The organism is Chlorogloeopsis sp. ULAP01 (genome assembly GCF_030381805.1).
In the GTDB taxonomy this organism is placed as follows: domain Bacteria; phylum Cyanobacteriota; class Cyanobacteriia; order Cyanobacteriales; family Nostocaceae; genus Chlorogloeopsis.
The window spans coordinates 1-25,780 of record NZ_JAUDRH010000001.1; the positions used below are offsets into that span (position 1 = coordinate 1).

General features: G+C 41.3%; 25 protein-coding genes and 3 pseudogenes. 13 read left to right on the forward strand and 15 right to left on the reverse strand.

All coding sequences use genetic code 11. From position 1 onward, the window contains the following. The 3 genes and pseudogenes from QUB80_RS00005 to QUB80_RS00015 form a co-directional block, all read right to left on the reverse strand. A pseudogene (locus QUB80_RS00005) lies at window positions 1–266 on the reverse strand (iron-siderophore ABC transporter substrate-binding protein); the annotation flags it as partial. 17 nt (window positions 267–283) lie between these two features. Then, window positions 284–2,656 (reverse strand): TonB-dependent siderophore receptor, encoded by a 2,373-nt coding sequence (locus QUB80_RS00010; protein WP_289787455.1) that lies wholly within the window; start codon window positions 2,654–2,656, stop codon window positions 284–286. After that, window positions 2,653–2,883 carry a hypothetical protein gene (locus QUB80_RS00015; protein WP_289787456.1) on the reverse strand — a complete coding sequence of 77 codons (231 nt, stop codon included), beginning with the start codon at window positions 2,881–2,883 and terminating at the stop codon, window positions 2,653–2,655. Before QUB80_RS00015 ends, QUB80_RS00010 begins: the two co-directional genes overlap by 4 nt. A 241-nt stretch (window positions 2,884–3,124) precedes the next feature. Here QUB80_RS00015 and QUB80_RS00020 point away from each other — a divergent pair, with 241 nt between their 5' ends. Further along, entirely contained in the window at window positions 3,125–4,102 is a 978-nt protein-coding gene (locus QUB80_RS00020; RefSeq protein ID WP_289788103.1) for a DUF4351 domain-containing protein, read from the forward strand. Between the two features lie 5 nt (window positions 4,103–4,107). On the opposite strand, the pseudogene QUB80_RS00025 reads toward QUB80_RS00020, so the two are convergent. Together QUB80_RS00025 and QUB80_RS00030 are read right to left on the reverse strand one after the other, a co-directional pair. After that, window positions 4,108–4,332: pseudogene (locus tag QUB80_RS00025) on the reverse strand (helix-turn-helix transcriptional regulator); the annotation flags it as partial. Between the two features lie 15 nt (window positions 4,333–4,347). Further along, entirely contained in the window at window positions 4,348–5,100 is a 753-nt protein-coding gene (locus tag QUB80_RS00030) for an AraC family transcriptional regulator (RefSeq protein WP_289787457.1), read from the reverse strand. A gap of 365 nt (window positions 5,101–5,465) precedes the next feature. Between QUB80_RS00030 and QUB80_RS00035 the strand changes: the two genes are divergently transcribed. Beyond that, window positions 5,466–6,407, forward strand: a complete 942-nt coding sequence (locus tag QUB80_RS00035) for a HEAT repeat domain-containing protein (protein WP_289787458.1) — start codon at window positions 5,466–5,468, stop codon at window positions 6,405–6,407. Window positions 6,408–6,531: 124 nt separating this feature from the next. Here QUB80_RS00035 and QUB80_RS00040 read toward each other — a convergent pair whose 3' ends face one another. Continuing rightward, window positions 6,532–7,437 carry a helix-turn-helix domain-containing protein gene (locus QUB80_RS00040; protein ID WP_289787459.1) on the reverse strand — a complete coding sequence of 302 codons (906 nt, stop codon included), beginning with the start codon at window positions 7,435–7,437 and terminating at the stop codon, window positions 6,532–6,534. A gap of 149 nt (window positions 7,438–7,586) precedes the next feature. Between QUB80_RS00040 and QUB80_RS00045 the strand changes: the two genes are divergently transcribed. Then, window positions 7,587–7,991 carry a thiol-disulfide oxidoreductase DCC family protein gene (locus tag QUB80_RS00045; protein WP_289788104.1) on the forward strand — a complete coding sequence of 135 codons (405 nt, stop codon included), beginning with the start codon at window positions 7,587–7,589 and terminating at the stop codon, window positions 7,989–7,991. 128 nt (window positions 7,992–8,119) lie between these two features. Here QUB80_RS00045 and QUB80_RS00050 read toward each other — a convergent pair whose 3' ends face one another. Continuing rightward, window positions 8,120–8,548, reverse strand: a complete 429-nt coding sequence (locus QUB80_RS00050) for a Tery_1686 family protein (protein ID WP_289787460.1) — start codon at window positions 8,546–8,548, stop codon at window positions 8,120–8,122. 350 nt (window positions 8,549–8,898) lie between these two features. On the opposite strand from QUB80_RS00050, the gene psbQ reads away from it, so the two are divergent. The 8 genes and pseudogenes from psbQ (at window position 8,899) to QUB80_RS00090 (ending at window position 16,464) form a co-directional block, all read left to right on the forward strand. Beyond that, window positions 8,899–9,366, forward strand: coding sequence for a photosystem II protein PsbQ (gene psbQ / locus QUB80_RS00055; protein WP_289787461.1), 468 nt, complete (start codon window positions 8,899–8,901; stop codon window positions 9,364–9,366). Between the two features lie 177 nt (window positions 9,367–9,543). Next, complete coding sequence (locus QUB80_RS00060) at window positions 9,544–10,701, forward strand: NAD(P)/FAD-dependent oxidoreductase (protein ID WP_289787462.1); 1,158 nt, start codon at window positions 9,544–9,546, stop codon at window positions 10,699–10,701. A 115-nt stretch (window positions 10,702–10,816) separates the two neighbouring features. Continuing rightward, on the forward strand, window positions 10,817–11,668 hold the full coding sequence (locus QUB80_RS00065; protein ID WP_289787463.1) for an alpha/beta fold hydrolase: 852 nt from the start codon (window positions 10,817–10,819) through the stop codon (window positions 11,666–11,668). Window positions 11,669–11,862: 194 nt separating this feature from the next. Beyond that, window positions 11,863–12,093 carry a type II toxin-antitoxin system MazE family antitoxin gene (mazE, locus tag QUB80_RS00070; RefSeq protein ID WP_289787464.1) on the forward strand — a complete coding sequence of 77 codons (231 nt, stop codon included), beginning with the start codon at window positions 11,863–11,865 and terminating at the stop codon, window positions 12,091–12,093. Beyond that, window positions 12,080–12,439: pseudogene (locus QUB80_RS00075) on the forward strand (type II toxin-antitoxin system PemK/MazF family toxin). Before mazE ends, QUB80_RS00075 begins: the two are co-directional and overlap by 14 nt. Window positions 12,440–12,756: 317 nt before the next feature. Next, window positions 12,757–13,341 carry a protoporphyrinogen oxidase HemJ gene (hemJ, locus tag QUB80_RS00080; RefSeq protein WP_289787465.1) on the forward strand — a complete coding sequence of 195 codons (585 nt, stop codon included), beginning with the start codon at window positions 12,757–12,759 and terminating at the stop codon, window positions 13,339–13,341. Window positions 13,342–13,410: 69 nt separating this feature from the next. Beyond that, window positions 13,411–13,893 (forward strand): hypothetical protein, encoded by a 483-nt coding sequence (locus QUB80_RS00085; protein WP_289787466.1) that lies wholly within the window; start codon window positions 13,411–13,413, stop codon window positions 13,891–13,893. A gap of 417 nt (window positions 13,894–14,310) precedes the next feature. Further along, on the forward strand, window positions 14,311–16,464 hold the full coding sequence (locus tag QUB80_RS00090; RefSeq protein ID WP_289787467.1) for a PAS domain S-box protein: 2,154 nt from the start codon (window positions 14,311–14,313) through the stop codon (window positions 16,462–16,464). A gap of 44 nt (window positions 16,465–16,508) precedes the next feature. Here QUB80_RS00090 and QUB80_RS00095 read toward each other — a convergent pair whose 3' ends face one another. The 3 genes from QUB80_RS00095 to QUB80_RS00105 form a co-directional block, all read right to left on the reverse strand. Continuing rightward, window positions 16,509–17,828: an ABC transporter substrate-binding protein gene (locus QUB80_RS00095; protein ID WP_289787468.1), complete on the reverse strand. Its 1,320-nt coding sequence runs from the start codon at window positions 17,826–17,828 to the stop codon at window positions 16,509–16,511. 147 nt (window positions 17,829–17,975) lie between these two features. Next, window positions 17,976–18,800 carry an ATP-grasp domain-containing protein gene (locus QUB80_RS00100; protein ID WP_289787469.1) on the reverse strand — a complete coding sequence of 275 codons (825 nt, stop codon included), beginning with the start codon at window positions 18,798–18,800 and terminating at the stop codon, window positions 17,976–17,978. After that, window positions 18,797–19,819, reverse strand: a complete 1,023-nt coding sequence (locus QUB80_RS00105) for an NAD-dependent epimerase/dehydratase family protein (protein WP_289787470.1) — start codon at window positions 19,817–19,819, stop codon at window positions 18,797–18,799. The genes QUB80_RS00100 and QUB80_RS00105 overlap by 4 nt, the downstream gene beginning before the upstream one ends. A 187-nt stretch (window positions 19,820–20,006) precedes the next feature. Here QUB80_RS00105 and QUB80_RS00110 point away from each other — a divergent pair, with 187 nt between their 5' ends. Then, the gene (locus tag QUB80_RS00110) at window positions 20,007–21,569 is read left to right on the forward strand and encodes a phytoene desaturase family protein (protein ID WP_289787471.1); all 1,563 of its coding nucleotides are present in this window, start codon (window positions 20,007–20,009) and stop codon (window positions 21,567–21,569) included. Window positions 21,570–21,711: 142 nt separating this feature from the next. On the opposite strand, the gene QUB80_RS00115 is transcribed toward QUB80_RS00110, so the two are convergent. The 4 genes from QUB80_RS00115 to QUB80_RS00130 form a co-directional block, all read right to left on the reverse strand. Then, entirely contained in the window at window positions 21,712–21,930 is a 219-nt protein-coding gene (locus QUB80_RS00115; protein ID WP_289787472.1) for a hypothetical protein, read from the reverse strand. Then, the gene (locus QUB80_RS00120) at window positions 21,917–22,189 is read right to left on the reverse strand and encodes a BrnT family toxin (protein ID WP_289787473.1); all 273 of its coding nucleotides are present in this window, start codon (window positions 22,187–22,189) and stop codon (window positions 21,917–21,919) included. The genes QUB80_RS00115 and QUB80_RS00120 overlap by 14 nt, the downstream gene beginning before the upstream one ends. A gap of 122 nt (window positions 22,190–22,311) precedes the next feature. Continuing rightward, entirely contained in the window at window positions 22,312–22,893 is a 582-nt protein-coding gene (locus tag QUB80_RS00125; RefSeq protein ID WP_289787474.1) for a Uma2 family endonuclease, read from the reverse strand. 31 nt (window positions 22,894–22,924) lie between these two features. Then, on the reverse strand, window positions 22,925–24,106 hold the full coding sequence (locus QUB80_RS00130) for a n-acyl-d-glucosamine 2-epimerase (RefSeq protein WP_289787475.1): 1,182 nt from the start codon (window positions 24,104–24,106) through the stop codon (window positions 22,925–22,927). On the opposite strand from QUB80_RS00130, the gene QUB80_RS00135 reads away from it, so the two are divergent. Further along, window positions 24,098–24,286 carry a hypothetical protein gene (locus QUB80_RS00135; RefSeq protein WP_289787476.1) on the forward strand — a complete coding sequence of 63 codons (189 nt, stop codon included), beginning with the start codon at window positions 24,098–24,100 and terminating at the stop codon, window positions 24,284–24,286. The two genes, QUB80_RS00130 and QUB80_RS00135, sit on opposite strands and share 9 nt — an antisense overlap. A 132-nt stretch (window positions 24,287–24,418) precedes the next feature. Here QUB80_RS00135 and QUB80_RS00140 read toward each other — a convergent pair whose 3' ends face one another. Further along, window positions 24,419–25,765 carry an ABC transporter ATP-binding protein gene (locus QUB80_RS00140; RefSeq protein ID WP_289787477.1) on the reverse strand — a complete coding sequence of 449 codons (1,347 nt, stop codon included), beginning with the start codon at window positions 25,763–25,765 and terminating at the stop codon, window positions 24,419–24,421. Window positions 25,766–25,780 lie beyond the last annotated feature (15 nt).

A 25,780-nucleotide genomic window follows, 5' to 3' on the forward strand; every position in this document is an offset into this window, starting at 1 on the left:
GGAACATATGCTGCGGCAATAGGTCGAATACCTAGTGCCAAACTATTGGCTAAAGTATCTGATCTAAGAGTCACGACTCGTTGAGGGTTGCGAGGAATGCAAGTGCTACCCATGACGTGTTGCACGATTCGGCAATCCTCAACAGGCTGTTTATAGCCATTAATACTGGTATCGTTAGTTGCGTTGCAAGTCGAAACCAGTATGACTGTTAAGATACTCAAAAGTATCAGATGGGTGAGGCGGCGCAAAGAAAGACTCGTGAACATCTAACACCCTAAAACTGTCATGAAATAGTGCCTTGAACGGTGAAAGGTTCACCTGGAGCAACAAGTGTTCCAGACCCAAATCGACTAGTATAATACTCTACATCAAAGAGATTACGGAAATTTAGGGCAGCACGGAATTGCTCACGTTCGTAGAAAATTGCTGCATCGGTGCGGAAGTAACTGGGTAGCTCTAGAGTATTCGCCAAATCGGCTGCTCTTTCTCCAACATAATAGAAGCCTAAACCAAACCCCAGTCCTTGCAAATCACCTTTTTGGATTCTGTAAGTTGTCCATAAATTGAATGAGTGTTCGGGTGCAGAAAACAATCGATTGCCCTCTGGAATTGTATTATCTTTCGTGACTCTGGCATCGTTGTAGGCATAACCGCCAATAATGTTCCATCCCGGTAAAATTTCGCCATTGATATCTAACTCAATTCCTTGACTGTTTTGTTCTCCAGTTTGAACCGAAAAGTTAGGATTATCAGGATCGGTAGTAGTGACATTCGAGCGCGTCAAATCATAAAAGGCAAGGTTAGCGAAAAGTCGATCGGTGATATCGGCTTTGATACCTATTTCATACTGCGTTCCTCGTTCCGGCTGGAATGCTTCTCCGGTGGCTGATATACCGATTGTAGGAGTAAACGATCGCGCGAAACTAGCATACAAAGAAATGGGCTGGATCGGTTGGTAAACAATCCCCACTCGTGGGCTGAATGCGGTGTCCGATTGGCTCGTTTCTTCGCCTACAAGTCGGTTCGTTGTACGCTCCTCAAAGAAATCCACCCGTCCGCCGAGCAGAAGTTTCAAGTTTTCAGCAAGAGTAATTTGATCTTGGAGGTAGATACCAAGCGTATCTCTAGTTGTAAAGCTAGAAAAGTTAGGAATACCAGTAGGGACAACGGTGTTGTCATAGACTGGATCGAAGATGTCTACTGGGGCAACAGAAAAAATGTTATTTTCAAAGCTTAAATCACTTGTATTTCGACTCAAACTAAAGCCAAATAGAAGTTGATGCCCAATTGAGCCAGTGCTGAACTCGCCCAGTAAGTTGGTATCTAGATAGTAGTTGTCATAAAATTGACTGCCAATTATAGCCCTTCGATTTAGCGTGCGATTATCAGCCGCTAGACTAGTGGGAATGATAGTCACACCGCGCTCATCAGAGTCATAAAACCTATAACGGAAGGCATTTCGCAGCCTCAAGTTTTCATTGAATCGATGCTCAAAGCGATAGCCAACTCTGCCAACGACGGTTACTTTATCTTCTACTGGTCCTACTGAATTAAAACTACGGCGTACTTCTCCATTCGGATTTGGTAGCACAGTACCTACGGCTGGTAATCCGTTAGGTTGCTGGTTATTTCTTTCCATTCTATTGACATCGCCCTCTAGCACCAAGTCTGTATTTTGACCCAGGCTCAAGCTCAAACTCGGAGCAATGGAGAGCTTTGTAAATTCGTTAAAGTCAACGAAAGTTTCAGCACTCCGATAACCAGCAATGAATCTATAGAGAGCCGTTTTAGAATCATTCAACGGCCCAGTGAGATCGATTGTCCCTTGATAATCATTAAAACTACCAATCGTCGCGCTGATTTCGTAAAACGGATCGCGTAGTGGTTGTTTGGTCACAAAGTTAATCGTTCCAGCAAGAGCACCTTCTCCGTACAAAACAGAGGCTGGGCCCTTCAATACTTCTAGCCGTTCTACATTCACAAAACCACTATCGCTAAGTATGTCATCAGGTATCCCGTTTACAAGACTGTTGCCATAATTTTCAAAACCTCGAATGGAAAAATTGTCTCTGCTTCCAGCAGAACCAGGACTAATTGGCGTTATACCACTGACGTTTTCTAATCCATCTGTGATGCTTCTGGCTTGACGGTCTCGCAGTACCTGTTGCGGCACAACTTGAATAGATTGGGGAATATCCCGCAATGGCGTATCGATTCTCGTTCCCACTGAGGTATCTGGTACGCGATAACTGTCTTGCTCCCCCGTCACTACCAATTCAATCGGCTCATCCTGCTGTACTGTCGGTTGTTCTGACCCCTCCCCTTCCCCTCCCCTTGGTAAGGGGAGGGGAAGGGGAGGGGTGGGGTTTTGTGCTGTTGCAGCAGCAGTTATACCAAAAACCAACCCTGCATCATCATCAAATAACTCAACGTTTGGTAAAGCATTCTCACCTACCACCGTCACTCGCACAGTATTTATATCAACATTTATAACTGTTATCTCTGTAATTCCCGAACTTGGCTTTTGGGAGCGGAATGTGAAGGCTTCTCCCGATGGTAAACGCAACTGAGCATTAGATATATCTGCAATAAAATTATTACCTTCACTGCGATTTGTAACTTGCAGTTTCTCCCCTTGTGCTGTTTCTAAAATCACCTCACACCTATATCTGTGGAATTTGCTTTTACAGCGGTAATGGTTACAGTCTCTTGACTTGGAGTTTGTACTAGCTGATACGCGCTGCTACTAAAAAATTCTACTTGATTGAGATATGGAATCTTACTGCTAGATATTTGGGCATTTTCAGCGATCGCGACATTTATAGCTATCACCCAAGCCGATCCAGATACAAATAATATTGATAGTAACTTTTGTAACTTCATTGATGACTCTCACACCTGTATTTTATGAAGAATGCTGTTATAGAGAAAACTTCTCAAATATAAATTACGGTGAGTTTAGAATTTTTTCAGGCTGCGAGTCTATCTAAAAATGGCGGTCAATTATCCCAAAAAAGTAGTTTTCATCCCAAAATCTATGTTTAGTGACATTTGGCTATAATTTTTTTGACATTGGGCGATGGGCGGCGCACCATTCCCTATGAATGAATCTACCAATCAACTCATGACCGAGGAACTCCAAAGAGCCGATAATGATTCGCCGTGGAAAGAAATCCTAGAAGCCTACTTTCCCCAAGCCATGCAGTTTTTCTTTCCCCAAACAGCTGTACTGATTAATTGGGAACGTCCTTACGAGTTTCTCGATAAGGAATTTCAACAAATTGCCCGCGAAGCCGAACTCGGTAGAAGATACGCAGATAAGTTAGTCAAAGTTTGGCAACTTCAAGGAGAGGAGATTTGGCTGTTAATTCATGTCGAAATCCAAGCCACACCAGAAGATAATTTTGCACAAAGGATGTTTTCCTACAACCTGCGAATTTTTGATAAATTTGCCAAACCAGCCATTAGCCTTGCAATTTTGTGCGATGCAGACTCGAAATGGCGACCAAATCAATACAGTTATAATTACCCTGATTGTGGACTGCACTTTCGATTTGGAACAGTCAAACTGCTGGATTATCAAAATCGATGGAGTGAATTACAAGATAGTGATAATCCGTTTGCCACAGTGGTAATGGCGCATCTGAAGACACAGCAAACTACCAAACAGCTCCTAGAACGTAAGGTTTGGAAGTTTAGCTTAATTCGACGATTGTATGAACAAGGATTGCAAGAAAGGGAGATTCGTAATCTCTATCGATTTATTGATTGGGTTATGATTTTACCAAAACAGTTAGAAGCAGAGTTTTGGCAAGAGTTTAAACAATTTGAGCAGGAGCTTCGTATGAGTTACATAACAACAGGTGAGCGCATTGGCTACGAGCGGGGTAAGGAAGAAGGTAAACTCGAAGGCAAACTCGAAGGTGAGCAAGCACTTGTCCTACGGTTACTGCAAAAACGGGTGGGAGATTTACCCCAAGAAGTTCAACAACAGATTCACAGTCTTTCGCTAGAACAGTTGGAAGCTCTGGGTGAGGCTTTATTAGATTTTAGGACGAACGCTGACTTACTCAACTGGCTACAAACAAATCACACAGTTTAGACTGCTCACACCTTACCCTGGAGACAATCACGGGGACTAATCCCAAACATCCGTTTAAATGCTGCCGAAAATTGCCCCAAGTGGGAATATCCTACACAGTTTGCCACATCAGCTACGCGCATATTACCTTCATACAGCAAAAGTCGTGCTTGTTCCATGCGGTATTGATGTAAATATTGAAAAGCACTTTTCCCAAAAACTTTCTGAAAACCCTGTTTTAACTGATAAGGGCTGAGTCCAACTGTTTATGCTATTTCCATCATAGATGGAGGATTTTCCATCCGGCTTTCTAAAAGCTCTTTGGCTTGATAAATTCTCTCAATTACAGTCCGCTTTGGTTTGTGTGGGTGAGATTGGATAGCTTCTCCCGTTATGTCCTGTTGTAATCGTAAGGCGATTAGTTCCAGCACTTTAGATTCTAAATAAATCTGTTTAACCAAACCTTGAAAGGGACATTGCCAAATTTGCTGTAAACTCACCTGCATTTGAGTAGTAATTGTACCAGTACGTACAGAATATTCCTCATCTGGTTGGCGAAATAGATGCTTCAACAGAGGTGGAATCACGTCATTGTTAATACCAAATAATGTTTTAAATAATTCTGGTTGAATGTGAATATCAATTTCTTGTTTTTTTTGTGATGAAGAAGTATATGACATCCTTGGAGACATTCCACAACCGCATAAAGCCGTTTCACCAGCCTTTTGCGAGGCATATTCAAAATTACTAACACAATCACCTGCTATCTGAAAATAAAACTGTAAAGGATGCTCTGGGTTTTCTGGGAAAATTTCGGTTACATACTCGTGACTTTGATAATCTCTAATTGTGAGAAGAAATCCCTGATGTAGTTTAATATTTTTAATATAGCCATGACCTAAATCATGGGGATAGTCTATAAGGTTTTCTGAAAAATAATTACCTGCATTGAGAATTGAACTTTCTGCCACTGGGGGAAATGGATTTGTATTATCTGGCTGTAAAATGGTGTTTGGCATAGAAAAGTGGCAAAACACAGGTAACGAAAGTTTTGCAAGACAAATAATAATTATTTTCAATAAGTATACAAGATTTTCCCCTGACTTTCAATCAGGTAAATATAATCTGCGCGATCGCTCTGACATCACAGTTCTCATCACCATTTTCTCGTTTCTAGGCACCAGCCTAGAAAAGCATTAATTGAGTCTCCGCCTCTTGTTCATAAGGCAGAGCCTCACAGTTTGTATTACCATGCTCTGCATGGTAATAAGAAATAAAAAATTTTTGGTTAAAACTTTTTAGTTAAATTGTTTAGATAACGTTCGTAATTGAGATGGTGAGTTGTGTATTCATCTTAAAGATAAATTTATTCACCCATATATTTATGACTCAATTTACGAACCAAAAATTCCCGACTAAATCTCGTTTGAGTGCAATTGCTTCTCGAATAGCAGTGGGTTTATTATTCTTTTCATCGCCTTTCGTTGTAACGAGCGCTAGTTGGGCGCAGCAGGCATCGGAAGTACCACTCACAAATTCTCCTGACGTTAAAATATCTGTACCTCTACAGGGTAATAATTCTCAGCCTTCTATTAGTGTTGCTCCTGATAAAGTTTCTCCTGCAATACCAGTTTTACTTCAGGTGTTGCAAGGCAAACAACCGCAGGCGGGCTTTGACGCTACTTCTGCGATACCTGTGTTAATTCAGGGGTTACAGGGCGGTAATCCAGATGTGCGATCGCAAGCTATTTCTGCTGTTCCCGGTATCATTAAAGCGTTGCAGGCTGATAAACCACAAGTTCAGCCACAAGTTCAACCACAAGTTCAGCCACAAGTTCAAGTGCAACCTCAATCACAACCTAAACCAAGGACAAAAGTAGCAGGTAACTGTGTAGTAACAAATCCAGTGTCTATTGTACCTGGGCTAATTCAAGGATTAAGCAATCAAGACGAAATTGTTCGCTTCTTTGCTGCTTCTGCTCTTGCCTGTATCGGAGAAGGAGCCACATCTGCGGTTCCTAACTTATTAGGTAGTTTGCAAGATCCAGATAAGTCTGTGCGTTTAGTTGCTGCCTTGGCTTTGGATGCCATTGGTGCAGGTTTCCAGCATACAGCTAGGCAGTTATCATCTGAGGAATCAAGTCCGTTACTATCTAACTTTGGCTCTGTGTTGAATTTAGTCACCGATCCATTACTAAAGCTTCCACAAACTTTACTTAATCCACAACAAAAAACACCAATTCAACAACAAGTTCCCCCCCAACAACAAACACCAATTCAACCACAAGGACAAATTCCTCCTCAACAACAAATACAAAGCCCTTGAAAACCAATAGCGTCAATCAAGACAGCTTAAGCGCTCGCCTGATTTCAAGTGTATGCATGAGGGCGATCGCTTTTTACTTTGATTAGCTCAATCACACTTTCTAACAACCTCATCACAAAATTACCTAAATTTTGACTTGTTCTCTGTAGGCTTTTGGTGTTATACCGATATGCTTGCGAAAAACGTTAGTGAAGTGGCTCTGATTTTGAAATCCAACTTGCTGGCTAATTTGATTTATAGCTTCCTCGGTTCGTGCTAATAATCTTTTTGCCTTCTCAATTCTACAATTTGTGACGTACTGATGAGGTGACAACCCTGTTGACTGTTTAAAAAGTCGCGAAAAATGATACATACTCATTTGCACTACATCAGCAATTTCTACGAGTGATAAATCTTGATCAAGATTTTCATCAATATATTCAATTGCTTTTCGCAACCTTATCTGAGAGAGTCCTTCAGAATATGTGGGAATTGCTGCCAAGAATTTAGAATACTTTTTAAGCAGATGAAGGCATAAGGTTACAGCTAAAGAGTCTATGTATAAAATACTTCCCGTATTAACTGATTCAAGTTCCGACTTGAGTGCCAATCCAATATGTTGAATCAAAGGATCAGGGGAAGCAAAATGAGGAATAATTTCGTAGCGTTGTAAATCGATAGTGTCGTAACTAACACGATCAAAAAGTTCGGCATCTAAGCTGATGACTATAAATTCTGCTTCTGATTCCCAACATAATTTATGATTGATATTAGCTGGGACGACAACTATGTCACCATACTTGATGTTCTCAGTTTGAATACGTCCACCCAACACTCGTTCAGCTTTAATCGGTCTATTTGCAAGACTAATACTAAGCGCGTGCTGTGTAGGACTATGTTCTGGAGTTTCACTGCCAGGCTGTCGATGAAAGTCTAGGCGTATGCCATTCCATTTGGCATTATAGCTAGAGATCACAGGCGATCGCGGCAGAATGTTTGTATAAGGATTTTCTTGTGCAAAATCAACACTAAATATTTTCTCTTCTGCCATTGTTCTAGCCTCAGAAAAAATTGGGTTCTAGGTATTAGCCCATGCTGACTCGATTAAACACCACTGATGATATTTGGCAAAATATAGATAACTAGATTTACAAATAGTAATAATATACACTAATTTTTTATCCTGTATCTGTTGTGAGCATACAATACTACGTCGTCTACGATGGCAATTGCAATCTCTGCGTTACTTTAGTGCAACTACTAGAAACTTTAGATCAAGGGAAGCTATTTCGCTACATTCCCATGCAAGACTCCCAGAGGCTGCAACAGTGGGAAATTACACCCCAAGATTGTGAGTTAGGTATGATTTTAATCGATGCCAATGCGCCAGAAAAACGCTGGCAAGGTAGTGCAGCTGCTGAAGAAATTGGACGTTTATTACCTTTGGGCAGTATATTTGTGGATGCTTATCGTGCTTTACCCGGTATGAAATGGGTAGGTGATCGCGTCTACGAGCAAATTCGCGACAATCGTTACACTCTGTTTGGCAAGCGTTCCAACACCTATAAATCTGTGTACTGTGAAGAAGGTGGGTGCAAAGTGTGAATTTATGCTCTTTCTGAGTTTGGTAGGGTATGTTATCGCCAAGCGCAACGCACAAACCTGAATTTTCGGTGCGTTATGAACGGTAGTTCTAACGCACCCTACCAAGGCTGTACCTTGCCACCTATCCCCTATTCACTCGGTTTATTAAACAACTCCAAAATCTGCCGACAAAAATTCTTGAGCTTTTCTCTTACTTCTTCTGAAGGTTGAGTCGTACCGACAAAATTCCAATTTTCGACCGTAGACAGTCGCCACTGTTCGCCAAGATGAGTAAATCCTGCTACTTCGACGCCAATTGCTCGACGTAAACCGTTAATAGGATCTTGATAAAAACGGATTTGAATCAAAATACTGCGACTGTGCCAAGATTTACTGATTCCAGGAAAGTGAAAGCCGATATCTATGGAATCTGGATCGACTAACTCTCTGGTTTGTGGATCATTTGTCCAGGGTTTAAGATCCGATCTAGCGTCGGGAAACTCGAATTTGAATAAATTCACCACTGCTGCAATCTTGCTGGCGAATTCCAGATTTGTTGCCATCTCAGCTGCGTTCACGAAAAATACTCCCCTCAAGTGGTGTCTACTTAATAAATGATGGGATTACATAAAAACCGCCAGAAGGCACTTAGTATTGGACTTTTACCCTATCAATATCTTTTGAATTTAGCAACTTTAAATCAGGCTTTTCTGACAATTATGAGAGTTAATGAATATTTAGCTTTGAAAAGAAAATTTTAAGTAAATATACTCAAAATGTCAAGAAAAAATAGGTAATCTCTGTCTATATTGACAGATACCGAGTGACGATTGAAGAATTTCAACAAAATACCCTGTTATTCAGAACAAGAAGTTACACACTCCGATCTAAAATGACACTGTTAATCGGCAACACATAAGCTTGGTTTATGGCGCGTCAACGCTCTTTTTTATCATTACTCCTTGTTCTTTTAGCAACATTTCTGATTAGTTGTGGTAGTCCTTCCGTCGCCACAGCACCTCCAACTTATACCTACGCACAGGTTCAAAAAATTCAGGGATACTTACCTGAAATAGAGATTGTGCGCGATCGCTCACAGGAATTACAAGATTTGATCCAAAAAAATGATTGGATTAATGTTGGTAATTTTATACACGGCCCTATGGCAGAAGCAAGGTTGCATATGAACTACGTAGTTCCCAACCTCCTGCCTAGTGATCAACCCAAAGCACGTCAAGTGGCGCGGGAATTGTTTGACCATTTAATTAAAATCGATCAAGCTGCTGACTCTGGCAATACTCTTAAAGCCTTGAGTAATGCCAAAGCTGCATTTGCAGATATTGACAATTTCCTCAACTTACTTCCTGAAAATAGTACTCAAGCAAAGGCTAGTTAGGAAGACTGGGGACAGGGGATAGGGTACAGGTGACAGGGAGTTGAGGGAACTGAGGGAGATGAGGAAGTAATAAGAGTAAATTCTTCCCCATCTTCCCCATCTGTTCCTCCTCCACTCCCCCACTCTTCCCCTCTTCCCTGGCTCTTAGCCCTAGCTCCTAGTCTCTTCTCAAAAGCTATGAACGTAGTCATTATCGGTTGTGGTGTTGTTGGTGCAGCAATCGCTTATGAACTCAGCCAACTCAAAAACTTAAAAATCACTGTCCTAGATAAACAACTACCTGCACAAGCTTCTACAGGAGCAGCTTTAGGTGTCTTAATGGGTGTGATTAGCCGCAAAACTAAGGGCAAAGCTTGGCAGCTGCGCCAAACTAGTATGCAGCGCTATGAAACCTTAATTCCAGAATTAGAGGAAATAACTAATCGTAAAATTCCCTTTAATCGGCAGGGAATTCTCATGCTGTTGCCTGAGAGTTTAGAAACTTCCAATACAGAAGCTCAAGAAAATGATGAACTCAAGAGTTGGGAAAAGCTGGTAAACATTCGCCACTCTCAAGGTTATGAGTTGGAAATTTGGGACATGATGAAACTAAAAAAATTCTGTCCCCAGATAGAAGATAAACAATTAATAGGTGCTATTTATTCTCCTCAAGATCGTCAACTCGATCCGACAGCACTAACGTTGGCTTTGGTTGAGGCAGCAAGTCAGAATGGTGTCACTTTTAAATTTGGAGTAAAAGTTTTAGGGATGTCTTCATTTCCCTATCCCCTCTCCTTAAACGGAAGGGCGAAAGATACTACTGCCAATTTTTGCCACCAACTGGAAACAACAGAAGGCACAATCGCAAGTGATTGGTTTATTCTCGCAGCAGGGCTGGGTTCGTCACCACTCTCAGCACAATTGAACCAGTTGGTTACGATTCGTCCTGTACTAGGGCAAGCATGGCATCTGCGATTAGAGCATCCTTTAGGCGATCCACAATTTCAGCCGGTGATTACTGGTAATGATGTCCATATTGTTCCTATTGGTGGTGGAGACTATTGGGTGGGTGCAACAGTTGAGTTTGCTAAAGAAGGTGGTGAAAAGATACTGGCGGATAAAGAACTTTTGAAGTCTTTAAAACAGCAAGCGATCGCTTTTTGCCCAGAGTTAGCAAAAGCCACTACCATTCGTACTTGGCATGGGTTACGCCCTCGCCCCGAAGGACGTACAGCACCAATTATTGGTAAACTGCCGGGGTTTAGCAATATTCTCCTTGCGACTGGACACTATCGCAATGGGGTTTTACTTGCACCCGCTACAGCTTACGCAATTCGTGAGATGATTGTTTCTTAATCAAACTTAGATTTTTAATGTCTACTTAACCGGGTGATAAAAATTCCTGTTACACAAGCAGAGCTCACCCGGCTAATTGGTTTTCTAGCATTTTTGTACAAATTTTAAAATAAAAATGTCACTATCAGAACATAAGATAACAGTAAATTCCCTAGAGTGGTTTTATCGAATAGCCGAACCACTCGGTAGAACAGACTTGCTACCCGTCGTTTTTTTACATGGTTTAGTGTCGCAAAGTTACAGCTGGCGTAAAATCATGCCTGCTTTAGCACAGCAAGGCACAAGAGCGATCGCACCAGATTGGATTGGTTTTGGCTTTTCCTCCAAACCAGAAAAAAGAGATTTTGCTTACACTCCAGAGGCTTTTATTACTGCTTTAGAAGGATTTGTTAAAGCCTTAGAATTAGAACGTTTTTCACTAGTTGTCCAAGGATTTTTAGGTTCTGTAGGACTACAATACGCCTTACGTCATCCAGAACAAATTGCTAATATCGCTATTCTCAACACACCAATTTCTACGACTGCAAAGTTACCTTGGAAAATTCAACAAATGGGTTTACCTTTAGCAGGTGAAATGATGACTCAAGATCCCCTGTTGGTAGATAGAACTTTAGAAGGTGGTAGTCGTTATGTTATTTCTGATGCCGATTTGGATGTTTATCGTAAACCTTATTTGAAAAGTTCATCTGCCGGACGCGCTTTGCTGGCAAGCATTCGCAATTTACAATTGTTAAAAGCAATGGAAGAAATAGAATCTGGTTTTCAACAGTGGCAAAAGCCTCTTCTGATTCAATGGGGAAAAAACGATCCTTGGCTGAGTTTAGATATGGCAGAAAAATTTGCCACTACTGTACCAGATGGAGAATTAATTAAACTTAATGACGTTGGACATTATCCTCAAGAACATCATCACGAGACTATTTTGTTAGACTTGTTGCCTTTTGTGCGTTGTGCGGAGTCTCGTTAACAGTTTGCAGGTATAGAAAATTACTTAGTTAGGTAGTTGATGAGAAATCACAGATGTGCGCAATTAAGTAGAAATCATCAACAAAAACTTTTCTGTAAAGCTGTTTAGGGAAAGGCGATTACTTCTAGCCCCTCACCATGTGACGGTAATATAATCTTGGTATGATAATTTAGCCATATTTTTAGGTACGGTTAGTGATTAAAGTAACCATTACTTTAGAAGAAGGCGTTCTCCAGTTTATAGATCGGCAGGCGCAAGGTAACCGTAGTGGGTATATTAATGCACTCCTAGCAGAACATCGCCGTCGGATTTTAGAAGAACAAATGATACAAGCACTCAAGGAAGACGCCCAAGATCCTGAATATCAAGCAGAAATAGCTGCTTGGGATGGTGTAGTTGGGGATGGAATTAATGCCGAGGGGTAATTTAACTTATCGGCGAGGAGAAATCCGTTGGGTAAACCTTGATCCAACTATGGGAGCAGAGACACAAAAAACTCGCCCTTGTTTAATTGTGTAAAATGATATTATGAACCAGTATGGATTACTGACAATCGTGATGCCATTTCAACCTGGAAGTAAGTCAGCACCATACATTGTAAATGTAAAACCAACACCTACTAATGGATTAAACCAAGACCGTTTTATTGATGTCGGACAAATTCGTGCTGTGGATCAAAGCCGTATTTTGGGTTTAGTGGGTGTTTTAGAAGAAGAATACTGGGAAGAAATTCGTATAGCGGTAAATGTAGTTCTGGGATTCGCTATTTAAGAATTTAGAAAATAGGACTACTATATTAGACACATTATTGGGAACTTCAAGAAGTACAACAAAGTTGACAAATACCGTTTGTAAGGTTTTAACCTTGCTCTGAATGCTGGACGTAACCTTAAAAGGGAACAGTACTCCAGCTTTAAGGCAGACGACAAACGAGTGCCTTATCAGTAGGCTTCACACTTCTTTATCATTGCACCGCCTAGCTAGTACTTGCCACACAAGGTTTTGCCGTAACCTGTTATTTGAGGGGATTGGTAGCGACAGAGGCGATCGCTGCTTTAGCATAAGTTAACAAAGGCAGGTATCATTACATGGCTTATTCCTGGTTTAAAGCATTTCATATCATCGGCGTTGTTGTTTGGTTTGCCGGATTATTTTATCTAGTACGTCTTTTTATCTATCACATAGAAGCTAATCAAGAACCTGAACCAGCCAAGACGATACTCAAGAATCAGTATCAAATCATGGAAAAACGCCTCTACAACATCATCACCACTCCGGGAATGTTAGTGACAGTGGCGTGCGCTATTGGCTTGCTGGTAGCTGTACCAGACTATTTAAAGCAGGGTTGGTTACACTTCAAACTCGGATTTGTAGCGCTTTTACTTGTTTATCATCATTACTGCGCTCGTTTAATGAAACAGTTGGCAGAAGATAGATGTAAATGGACTAGCAAACAAATGCGTGCCATGAATGAAGCTCCTACTGTGCTGCTAGTAGTAATAGTCATGCTAGCGGTGTTCAAGAATAATTTGCCTACAGATCTAACAGTCTGGGTAATTTTTGGCTTGATTATTTTTATGGCTGTGACTATTCAACTGTATGCCAGAAAGCGCAGACTTGATAAAGAGAAGCAACTGGCACAAATCACACAAGTTCCTCAAGAACAAGTCTAGGTAATTTTGTCTGAGATGGCTTAGATTAAGAAATGTAAATAAAATATCTTTGACATCTCAGGCATAAATATGTCCGATAAATCTCTGGGTAAACCCCGCCCTTTGTGGCGAGTAATTCTTTTATCTGTGGCGACAGGGATGCTGTACTACGGCTGGTACAAATATATTATTCAAGAGGAACTACGCCGCTACAATGGTTATGGTTGGACAGGAATAATGTGTTTAGCACCTTTTGTTTTAGGTGTGGCAGTTCCCCAGGCATTGCGGCTGTTTGATCCAGATGTTCCGGGCTGGTTTGGCTGGTTTTCTTTGTTGGGAATAGTTTGGATTTATATTGTCCAGTTTAGGCTATATAAAACAGTAAACGAATTGTATTTGCAAGCAGGTATGAAAGAACCACTTGTAGTTTGGTGGCTTTTTGTACCAGGTTTAAATTTAATTGTTGGGTTGAGGCAAATTCACTTTCTAAGCCAATATTGGGCAAAAAAACAAGGTACTAGTATTCATGATGCTCTGGCTGAAAGTATTCCATTGCTTTCTGTAAATGTGTGACTTGGCTTTCAGTTATAGTCAACTCAGCCAACAAAAACAAAACAATCAACAGCAGCGCGATCGCATTTGGTTACTTGACATACATTTAAGTACCTAGTCACTTGCAATCACTTAGCTATTCAACTCACCAAAGTTGAGTACAAGGCTGTAAAATCAAGACTCAGCAGCAGCTACTAACTGCAAAGTCTTTTCTAGGCACATACCGAAAACAAGAGTCTACCGTAATCGGCGATCGCCTGTAATGAATCTTTATTTTCCTTCTACTACCTTTTCAGCAATAAAAATCAACATTCTCCTCCTCCTTTAGGAAGAGCACTATTTGTATCATTGAGAATCCACAATTAAACTTAAGAGTGTATTTGTGATCGTCAACAGACAAACACCTTCTCTATTATGGGAAGATTTGGTCAGAAGCTAATGAAGACCGTGTTTAAAATAGCAAAGAATTGGCTCAGAAAAGCTGTTTACGGTGATACAAATCTGACAACAAATGACATCGCCAATGAATACAAAAATTGGCGTAATGGCTTTTTGTGGCAGAGACTGCACTTATGGTTATGGCTGGCGCTGATATGTGTTTTTACGTTTATATTGCGTGATATTTACAACTTCTTCTTCCCATTGAAGGAATTTCAAAACCTACCAGAGGCAATAAGAACTCAAGTTCTTGTCATGGATTTTGCCATGCTGCTGAGTCTTGCGATCTGCTTGGCTTTACGCAAAACTAAGTTTGGTCGTTCCTATCCAGGAATATTATTTTTGGGATCATCCTGGGCGATCGGTATAGTACCGCAGATTTTTACTACTCTCAAAGGTTTTGCACTACCCGATACCTTAGCTTGGTCACTTTTATTTCTCAGCCAAGCTACATTTATGCCAGTATGCTGGATTCTTCATTTTCTGTCTCAGCTAGGTTTGCTACTTTATTATTTTGGTGTTAATACAGCACTTGGGTTACAATTACCAGTTCCAGAACACCCAGAATTATACAATGTTACCTTGATTTTATACTTGTTCTGGTTATGCGCTATATGTGACATTAGTGTTTTCTTATATGATCGCTTGCAGCGTTCTGAGTTTTACGCTCGCAAAGAATTAGAGTTTGCATATCAGAAACTTAGAGTAGCAGAGGTCAAATATCGCAGTATATTTGAGAATGCTGTGGAGGGTATTTTCCAAAGCTCTCCCGATGGACGTTACATTACCGCCAATCCTGCATTAGCACGTATTTATGGATACTCTTTACCGGAAGAGGTAACAGAGAATTTTACTGATATTGAACATCAACTATATGTAGATCCCTACAGACGTGCAGAGTTTGTACGCTTAATCGAACAGTACGGTAGTGTGTCAGAATTCGAGTCTCAGATTTATCGGCGAGACGGTAGCATTGTTTGGATTTCGGAGAAAGCTTATGCAGTGCGTGACGAAAAAGGAAAACTGCTGTACTATGAGGGACTGATTGAAGATATTACCAAACGCAAGCAAGCAGAAGCAGCTTTACAAGAACAGTTAGATTTTTTACAAGTTTTAATTGATACTATTCCTGCTCCAGTTTTCTATAAAAATACTCAAGGTTTGTATATCGGCTGTAACCAAGCTTTTGAGGAAGCATTGGGTTTGAGAAAAGAACAGATTCTGGGTAAGACTGTATATGATTTAGCACCTGAGGAACTTGCCGAGCAATACCATCAAGCAGATATTGCACTGTTTGAGCAGCATGGCGTTCAGAGTTATGAAGGTTCCTTAGTCTACAAAGATAGCAAGAAGCATGATGTGATTTTTTATAAGGCAATATTTTCAAAAGCAGATGGTTCTCTTGGTGGCTTGGTTGGAGTAATTTTGGACATTAGCGATCGCAAGCGCACGGAAGAAGCTCTGCGAGTCTTTTTCCATGCGGTTTCCCATGATTTACGTAATCCGGTACTGGGTACATTAATGGTGCTAAAGAATTTACTTTCACGCTCAGAAGAGAAAGTCACTATTGCCCGCTCCATTTTAGAGCGAATGGTGCAAAGTAGCGAACGCCAACTAAATTTAATTAATTCGCTAATGGAAGCTCATATCAGCGAAGTACAGGGCATTGGCTTACAACTTCAACCAGTGGAACTGCACACAGTAGTAGAAGATGCGATCGCAGACTTACAACCCATACTTACAGAAAATCAAGCTCATTTAACAAATTTAGTCACAGCAGATTTACCGTTAGTTAATGCCGATCCGACGCAACTATGGCGAGTGTTCTCTAACTTAATTGTCAATGCTGTCAAACATAATCCACCGGGATTGAGCATTATTATTAATGCTAAAATTGAAGGTGAGAAAATATGCTGCACTGTTTCTGACAATGGTGTGGGCTTGAATCCACAACACAGTGAAAAGCTGTTTGAGCTTTATTTCCGGGGTACTAACAACCGCAATTCTGTGAGCTTGGGATTGGGATTGTATTTGTGTAAACGAATAGTTAACGCCCACGGTGGAGAAATAGGCGTGAAAAATAATTCGGAAGCAGGGGCAACTTTTTGGTTTACATTACCTGTTGTCAGTTACCAGTTATCAGTTATCAGTTAACACCAATATGTCTGACAACTGTTAACTGATTGAGCCCCTAGCCCCTAATTATCCCAAATCAGATCCAAACGCCTTTGTGCTATTTGCAGGGCTTTTTGGGGAGATTCTCCCAACATTGTTGCTTCAATTGCTCGCCCAAGACTATCGGATAGGCGATTATAGCCAGGAATAATCGGTCGAGTTCCTGATACAGACATCTGATCAAGAAAAAGTTTCATCACAGGCTTTTGGTTGATAAATTCTTGATAAACTTGGCTTTGGGCAGATTTGATATTGATGGGCAAAAAACCTGAGCCAATACTCCATTCGGTTTGAAATTCTTCACTGATCACGTATTCTAAAAATTTCAGCGCTGCCTGTTTTTTTTCTGGTGTAGTTTTCATCACAAACAGATTGCCACCGGCAATTACACTTGCTGAGTGAACATTGGCAGGAATAGGAAGTACATCATAATCAACTTTACTTTTCATGATAAATGTCCAAGGCCCTGTTAGCTGCATAGCAACACGTCCGGCAAGGAAATCATCTTCTTCAAATCCCCTTTCCGGTGCAGAGAATTTAGTAGAGCCGTCTTTAATCAAGTCTTGCCAAAACTGCAAAGCAGCGATCGCACCAGGATTAACTAGATCGGGACGATTATTTTTAACCACTGTCCCGTCACTACTTAATAAAAAAGGAAACCAAGTAAAGACAGTCCATTCTCCTTTTCCGAGAGGCATTAACATCCCATACTGATCGGGGCGGCGATCGCCATTACGATCTATCGTCAGTTTTTTCGCAACTTGCCGCAACTCATCCCAAGTTTTTGGTAATTCAGTAATTCCCGCACCTTTAAATAAATCTGGCCTGTAAAATATACCAATATTACCAGTCCACAAAGGTACTGACCAAATATGGCCCCCTAATTGCATCTCGCCAAAACAATTTGGAATAATTTCTGATTTTAGTGGCGATTTGTCCAACCAATTTTCTAGTGGTAAAATTGCCCCAAGCTCTACAAGTTGCCCTGTAAGTTGTGGGTTAAAGAACAAGATATCTGGTGGAACGTTGCCAACAACCGCAGTTAATACTTTCGGTATTTGTTGTTCGAGTTGTCCAGCATAAATCGATTCAATCTCAATATCAGGATGAGTTTGATTAAATCGGTCTACCAATTTTTGAAATACATCACGATTTGCGGGAGGATTGATTCCCTGCCATAATGTTAGATGAATTACTCCACTTTCCTTAGGTGTAGTTGTTTGACAACCAGACAAGAGTAAACAAACACTTAAAAAAAATCCTAGCAGTGAAATCCGCAGTTTAGAATCGATGAGTGTGCAGACTTTTTGTTTTATTTGAAATAACCAAATAGTTAATTTCATGCTAAATAAATATCCAAACTTAGTTTTTATATAAGAACTATTTGAACATTCTAAGATGCAAGTAAATCCTGAAAATGTATTTTCTCACAATTACATTGGGACTGCTACAACTTTGGAATAAAGACACTCAGAATAATTAGGTGATGGCTAACAATTGACAGCTTCATAATCTTCCCAAGCTGCTTTGGCACCAGCTTCTACAATCAAACTCAAGTTGCAACCATACTCCCCAGCACAACTAAAAGAACCAAGCTCTAGTACGTAAAGTTCTCCTTCTGACTCACAAATGTCTATTGTATAGAGAGATTCTGGATACCAATTAACTTGCTTTAACACTTCACTCAGGTAGTTCTCTAGATAACCTCCCTTAATTGTTTCATCTACTCTTTCTTCTCCCACTAGGTAGAGTGAACCAGTGAGAATTTCATTTTTGTACACAAAAAATCTCCACTCTCTAGTAATTATTCGCTTACCACTTACTAGCACTAAAGTTGTTTCATCTCTTTTCAATTCGTTTCTCAAAGACTGTATTGTATTTAAAATATTCAGATTAAAAACTCCAGCCCGAAACGATTTCATGTTACTGTCAGGTCTAATAAATAGTTCGCCTTCAGATTGGAAATATTTAAGAATTTCTTTTCTTCTTCTAATTAATTCACCCAAAGAGAGAAGAAAATATTTGTTATTGAGTAGATATTGACCAAAATATGTGTAATAAGTAGAACAGCGAAGATTCCTCTCATCCATATAAGCTCCGGGAATCCAAGAAGTTTTTAAGATATCTCGTCCTAAATTTAGAGTTCCTCTGAATAAAACACAATCATGCTCTGGGAAATATTTATTTGCCTCTTGGGGACGAAAGTGAAGATATTTTGTCTGTTTGTAAATGTATCCTTGTTTTTTCAATTCTTCTAAAAACTGTTCTTCGGCATCATAAATATTTTTTTCAATTAACCAATTGACTTTTGTCATAATGAGTGATGATGTATGCCTTCTTCATCTACTCTACGCCATGCTTGCAGAACATTCTTTTCTTTTTCTGGTGACAATCCACTCGGGTATTCTGGTTGTTCAAGTTGATCCCATTGCCAAATATCATGAATAGTTTGGGCTAAGGGACGGAAACTCAAACCATCTGCGATCGCTTTCCTGTTGTTCAAACAGGGAAAGGTATTTTGTAGTGATAATGGCAACCATAAAGGTAACTCTTGCCAGTGTTTTATACCTTGTGACTCTAAAAATTTTCCCGGAACCCAAATAAATTTTGCGTTACTTCCACTCACCTGCCGACAGGTTTCTAATACCTGACCTAAGTTAAGGGAATAATCCGGCCCAACAGCATTATACACCCCTCCTTTGCGGGCTAATGCCATTCGATAAATCCATTCCACTAAATCTCGTGCATCAATGAATTGAACTGGTAAGTGAGGGGACTCTGGAGTCAAAACTTCTCCACCTTGAGAAACACGCCGCACCCAGTATGGAAGGCGTCCAAGATTATCATAGGGGCCAACAATCAATCCAGGTCGAACAATTAGCCCTCGCTCACCATAAATTTCTTGAACCACTGATTCTGCAAGAGCTTTATGAGTACCGTATATCTCTGCGTCTGTCTTTTCAGACGGATTTTGATCAATCCCATAGCGGGGTAGTGTTTCGCCACCATTAGTTTGTAGTTCAGCGTAAACACTGATTGTGGAGATAAAAATGTAAAATTCTACTGAATCTTTTAATAACTCTGCCATATCTCGAACGAGTTGCTCTAAATTTGGGAAGTAGCCAGCAGTATCAATCACAATATCCCATTTTCTTCCCCGCAAAGCAGCAAGATTACCTTTGAGGCGATCGCCTACCAACTTCTCCACATTTGGGTAAAGACTATTGTTAGTTTGTCCTCGATTCAAAAGTGTGATCTGACACCCATTATTAAGAGCGATTTCAACAAAATGTCGTCCGAGAAATTGAGTGCCACCTAAAATCAAAATATTCATCTTTCCATTCAGCAAATAAAATAAAGAAAACTATGCATAAGGTGTAAGGCACAACTGCATACATCTAATTACGATTAGATTGTAGGGTAGGCATTTTCTACCAGTATCGACTGTATCATTAATAATCAATTCCAAGCAGTGCCTGCCATACAAGTCTCTTAGCTGTTTGTCTTGAAGGAGACTGCATATGGAAAGCTTTGATTATGTGATTTTAGGGGCAGGATTAGGTGGGCTTGCGGCAGCAGCTTGTCTAACACGCCAGGGCTATCGAGTTGCGGTTTTAGAAAAACATTATTTACCAGGTGGATGTTGCCACACCTTTGACTATGGTGACTATCGCTTTTGTGCGGATGTTCACTATATTTCTCAATGCGGTTCTGGGGAAACTATTGGGCAATTTCTCAATTACATAGAACGGAATGTTCCCTTTAACTCTCTCGATCCTGATTGCATTGATCGCATCGTTACACCCGAAGTTGATTTTCGCATTCCTTTAGGATGGGAAGCTTTGCGTGATCGCCTCTTGGCAAGTTTTCCAGATCAGGCAGAAGCCATTAATTTATATTGCGACGAAATCAAACTTTTACATCAGCAGATTCATGATTTGGTACGAGAGGTGCGCTGGTACGATCAAAAATGGAGTGATTGGTTAAAATTACCAAAGTATTGGCATCTATTCTTGAGGCGCAACTGGACGTTGCAAGATCTTTACGATCGCGTTGGCTTATCGCTGAAATTACAGGCACTTCTGGCGGGGCAAAGCGGCGATTATGCCCTACCTCCAAATGAAATTGCCTTGCTTACCCACACTTCTCTAGTTTGGGATTATTCCGAAGGTGCTTACTATCCCAGGCATCACTTCAAGCATTTTGTAGACACAATTGTCGAAGCTATTACTGCTGGTGGGGGTGTGGTTCAGTTCTCAACCCCAGTAGAACACATTGAAGTGCGCGATCACACCGTGCAATTTGTCACTGCTTCGGGAACATCCTATGCAGCGAAAAAGGCTTATATCAGCGATCTAGATCCAAAATTAACAGTCCAGTTGATGCATAATGCCAACGCCTTAAGTGCAAAAGAACGCGATCGCCTCACTGGTTACGAATACTCAGCTAGCGCCTTTAACATTTATCTGGGATTAGACAGCCGCTTCGAGCCACAACGCTATGGCATTGGCAACTGGAATATCTGGTATTATCCGACAGGCGATCTCAATCACGAATATCAGCAACAACTACAAGGTAACTTCCAAAATCCCTGGATCTTTTTGTCTTGCCCAACGATGAAATCCCGCGAACCGGGAATGGCTCCAGAAGGGCATCACGTGTTGGAAATTGCCACTGTCTGCCCCTACGAGCCGTTTAAACAATTGCATGAAACCGATCCCAAAGCTTACAAAGCTAAAAAGCGAGAGGTTTATCAGGCACTTATGGCTAGCGTGCGGGATTTAATTCCGGATGTGGATACTTATGCCCGCATGAAGGTTTACGGAACGCCAACTACAAGCGAATTTTATTTAGGGCAGCCGCAAGGTAATATTTATGGTGCTAAATTGGTGCCGCGTCAGGTTGGTTTAAATCGCTTGGGCTACACAACCGAACTACCAAACTTGTTTTTTGTCGGAGCTAGTGCAGGTTATCCTAGCGTACCGGGCGTGATTGGCAATGGGATGGATGTTGCTGAACTAATTACAGGGCAATCTGTTTGGAGTCGAGCCAAGCCTGAACATGAACAATTGGTGAGAAGTTAGTATTTTATCCGAAGGTAGAGCTAAAATTGGCGTGCTTGCGATCCCGAATCGCGAGCGCCCCATTTGTAAATCTTCTAACTCTAGCAGTTTAACTAGCCTGACAAGATTAGCGATCGCACAACATCTCAAGCCATATTGATTTCTAGGTGCGTTGGCGTTGAGCGATTTGTATTAATAGCCGTAATGCTTCGTTGACAGACTCATCAGTTGGAAATGCCTGTGCAACGTCAGGATCGAGCAACACGAGATTAGTTCCGGCTTTGTAGCGTTCTGCATACTTTCCCCTCACACCACCTGTCATTTTGGAAAAGTCGTATTCAGGACGTAGCTCATTCTCAAACTCGTTTTCATTCTCCTTCATAGAACCTCCGTTCTTGGCGTGTTGCTTCTCGTGTACTTATGATCCGGATACGTTCATCTCGGTCAGTATGAGATACTACCAGCAAACGACCATACCTGGATAATCCGATGGTAACGTATCGGTTCTCTCCTATCGAGTGGTCAGGATCTGGAAAGGTTAATGATAAAGTATCACCGAAGACTGTAGCGGCTTCCTTGAATGAAACACCGTGTTTTTTCAAATTTCTGTCTGCTTTATCAGGATTCCATTCAAATTCCATGTGCAAAGTTGCATTAGTTGTTGTTCTAATCAGCTTATCAACATCTCAAACTGTTACCAGCAAGGATATAAACCACAACACCTGCAAGCATTTAACAAAACTGTCCACAGCGATCGCACAACTTACTCACTTGTTAGAAAAATCCGATTCAAGTGCAATGAAACATCTTCAAACCCAGGAATAACCACTGATTGATGAGGGAGAGAAATTTGTTTGCCCAGATAGTTAAACTCACCTTGAGCATTTTGATACGGCTGACTGTAATGCTCTAGTTGGCGAGAATTTAAATTCACAATCCAATAATCGGAAATTCCAGCTTCTGCGTACAATTCTAGTTTTGTGGTTTGGTCGTAATCTACAGTAGTGTCCGAAATTTCGATTACCAACAAAATATCTTCGGGATAAGGATGATGAGCGAGATAATCTTCATCCCTCCCACGTGCAATCACGACATCCGGCTCAGGCTCGCTGTGATTGGGAAGAGTAATCGGATCTTGCCCACGGATGACTACGCTATCCCCTAAAAGCCGATCCAGTTGACGGCACAAAATAGAACCGCAGACGGTATGAGGCGTTACCTTTGCAGTCATCTGAATCAGTTCTCCTCGAATTAATTCAATGCGATCGCCTTCCGTCAAAAATCCGAGTTCAATCAGCCTATGATATTCGTCAATTGTGAATCGCTTCGGGGTGATAACATTCATGAGACACTTTTTACTTGTACGCTAGCAGAGATTATCTTGACTTTACACTCAACGCCTCAAACTGCTGCCAACAAAGATACAACGCCCGTGGCACGTGAAAGCAGCCTTTCCATTTGCCACCTTTGAGATTTAACAATACTTCCCCACGGCGATTGAGGTAGCCAAACCACTCGCCGTATTCTGGATCGGCAAAGTGCGGCCAAGCATAATCGTGCATCTTTTTATACCATTCCCAACACGCTTCCCGCCCCGTCAAGTGATAGCCCATTGCTAATGCAACTAAAGATTCTAAGTGTACCCACCATAACTTTTGATCCCATTCCAGTTGCTGGGGGGGATGTCCGTCTGCATCCATAAAGTAATACAATCCGCCATATTCACTATCCCAAGAAAAATTGAGAATATTTAGTACCACTTCAACGGCTTGGTTAATTGTTTTGGTATCGTTTTTGCGGCGGGCAATGTCCATAATAAACCACATTGCTTCGATGCCGTGTCCAGGGTTAATTAGCCGCCCGTCAAAACAATCTATATGAGCACCGTCGGGGGCAACGTTTTCGTACATCAGTCCCCGTTTTGAATCGAGAAAATCGCTCATTACTTCCTGAACTGTTGCAGCTAAAACTTGCTCAAGAGTTTCGCCCGGCAGCAACCATTCCATTTCTAAAGTTAAATTGGCTAGAATCATCGGCACTGCCAAGGATTTCATCGGGCGCGTACCGGAATAAGTTTTGTTATATTTGCCCTTGGGGTTGTCCTTACGGCGCAAAACGTTATTATAAGCTTGCATTGCCACGTCCTTTGCCCATTCTTCGCCACAAGCAAGGGCGTACTGGCTAAATGCCATTGCTGCAAAGCAATCCGAAAAGATATTGTAGGGCTGAACTAATGGCTTGCCTTCACGGGTGATGGCAAAGTACCAGTTACCGTCAAGATCTCTGCCATGTTGGGCGAGAAAATTAGCACCATTGCTCGCAATTTTCAGCCAATTTTCGCGTTTTTCTAACTGGTTGCAAAGCATGGAAAAAGTCCACACCTGGCGGTTTTGCAACCAGATAAATTTGTCTGTGTCATAAACTTTGCCTTGGCGATCAAGACAGGTAAAATAGCCGCCTTGCTGCCAGTCGAGCGAGTGTTTTTCCCAAAAGATTAGTACGTTGTTGAGGAGCGCATTTTTGTAAAGTTCAGCGAGTTCTTTAAAGTTATGCTCCATAAGTTTTCTCCCCTTTTGTCCCAAAAACAACAGCTAAAGCCGTTTTATTCTCGTCAATTATCGCTTTGCAGTGGCTCGACTACAAGTATTCTTTGGATCTGTTGTGCGATCGCTCACCTGGAAAAAGGGGACAGTGATAGGTTACAGGGAATAGGTGAAGAGGACATGGAAACACAGTGACGCAAAGAGGGGGCGACGCGGAGAATTTATCAAAAATATTCCCCGTGTCCTCCTGCCCTACCAAAGGATACGCCACTAACTAACGCAACGCCTTACGGCGAACGTGTCTACTGCCATCTGCCTTGTACTTGGTTATCTCACTTGTTCACTTAAGGGCTGAGAATTTTGTAAATTCATGACACTGCCGATGTTTGGTTGATTCTGTCCCCACTCAATTAACTGCGTGAGTAAAGACATAGGAACTTTAGCTTTGGTGGCAGCTTCTTGTCTGGTTTTGCCTCGACGCAACAAAATAATTGCATCTTGAGTTTGTCTCCACGTTCTAGTGTAGGGCTTGATTTTACCTTCACGCCTTGCTACCACTAATCCACGAACAACAGCATTAGCATCACTAATCGACTGTTGTGAGTAATTAACTTCTTGGATTGGCGATGATTTCGTGACAATTGAGGTGTCTTCTGGAGGTTTAACTTCAGAAGCAAGTAAGCTAGAGGCAATGGTTGGTTGATTATTGCCCTGCTCAATTAATTGCGTGAGTAAAGACATAGGAACTTTAGCTTTGGTGGCAGCTTCTTGTCTGGTTTTGCCTCGACGCAACAAAATAATTGCATCTTGAGTTTGTCTCCACGTTCTAGTGTAGGGCTTGATTTTACCTTCACGCCTTGCTACCACTAATCCACGAACAACAGCATTAGCATCACTAATCGACTGTTGCGAGTACTGAACTTCTTGGCTTGAAGTTGATTTAGCAGTAGTTGAAGCACGTTTTGGTTGCACCCTAGCAGCAGGTGTTTTGGGGGTAGTATAAGCCTGTCTTGATGGAATAGTTCTACTGGGTGGGGTGAAAGCTCTGCTAGGTGTAGTTGGTATAACGGGAGGAATTGAAGTTCTTGGAGGAACTGTAGTCGCACTAGATATAGGTGTTCTAGCAACATTAGTGGAAGACTGGCTGGGTGTGCCTGGCGACACAGGAGGTGATGGCTGACTAGGAATTATAGCCCTACTAGGTACACTTGCCCGATTAATGTTACTGGAAGGTAGGCGCGGGATAATTTGATTGTTGGGAGTAGTGTAAGCCTGGCTCGGCGTAGTTGGCATTCTAGGAAGAATGGAAGTTTGGTTAGGAACTGCCCTACCAGGCACGATCGCTCTATCGCTAATATTGGGAGATACTCCTGGAATATTTTGATTACCAGGAGCGATCGGCGGCATATTAGGAAATTCTAAGTCAACTGGTGGATCTATAGGATATCCACTTGGGATATTTACGGTATCTGGAATAGTATCAAATTTGCCAGGTGTCCTTGCAGTATTGGGTGTAATTGTAGTATTAGGAGTGGTTGCAGAATTGTTAGCAGCATCACTAGTATCAGCAGCAATATTACCACTACTACTATTGCGAACCCGATTACAGGCTATTAAATAGCTAGATACTACAATAAGTACTAGATAAAATAGCACATTTTTTGTTCTTTTCACTTTTTCCTCACCAAT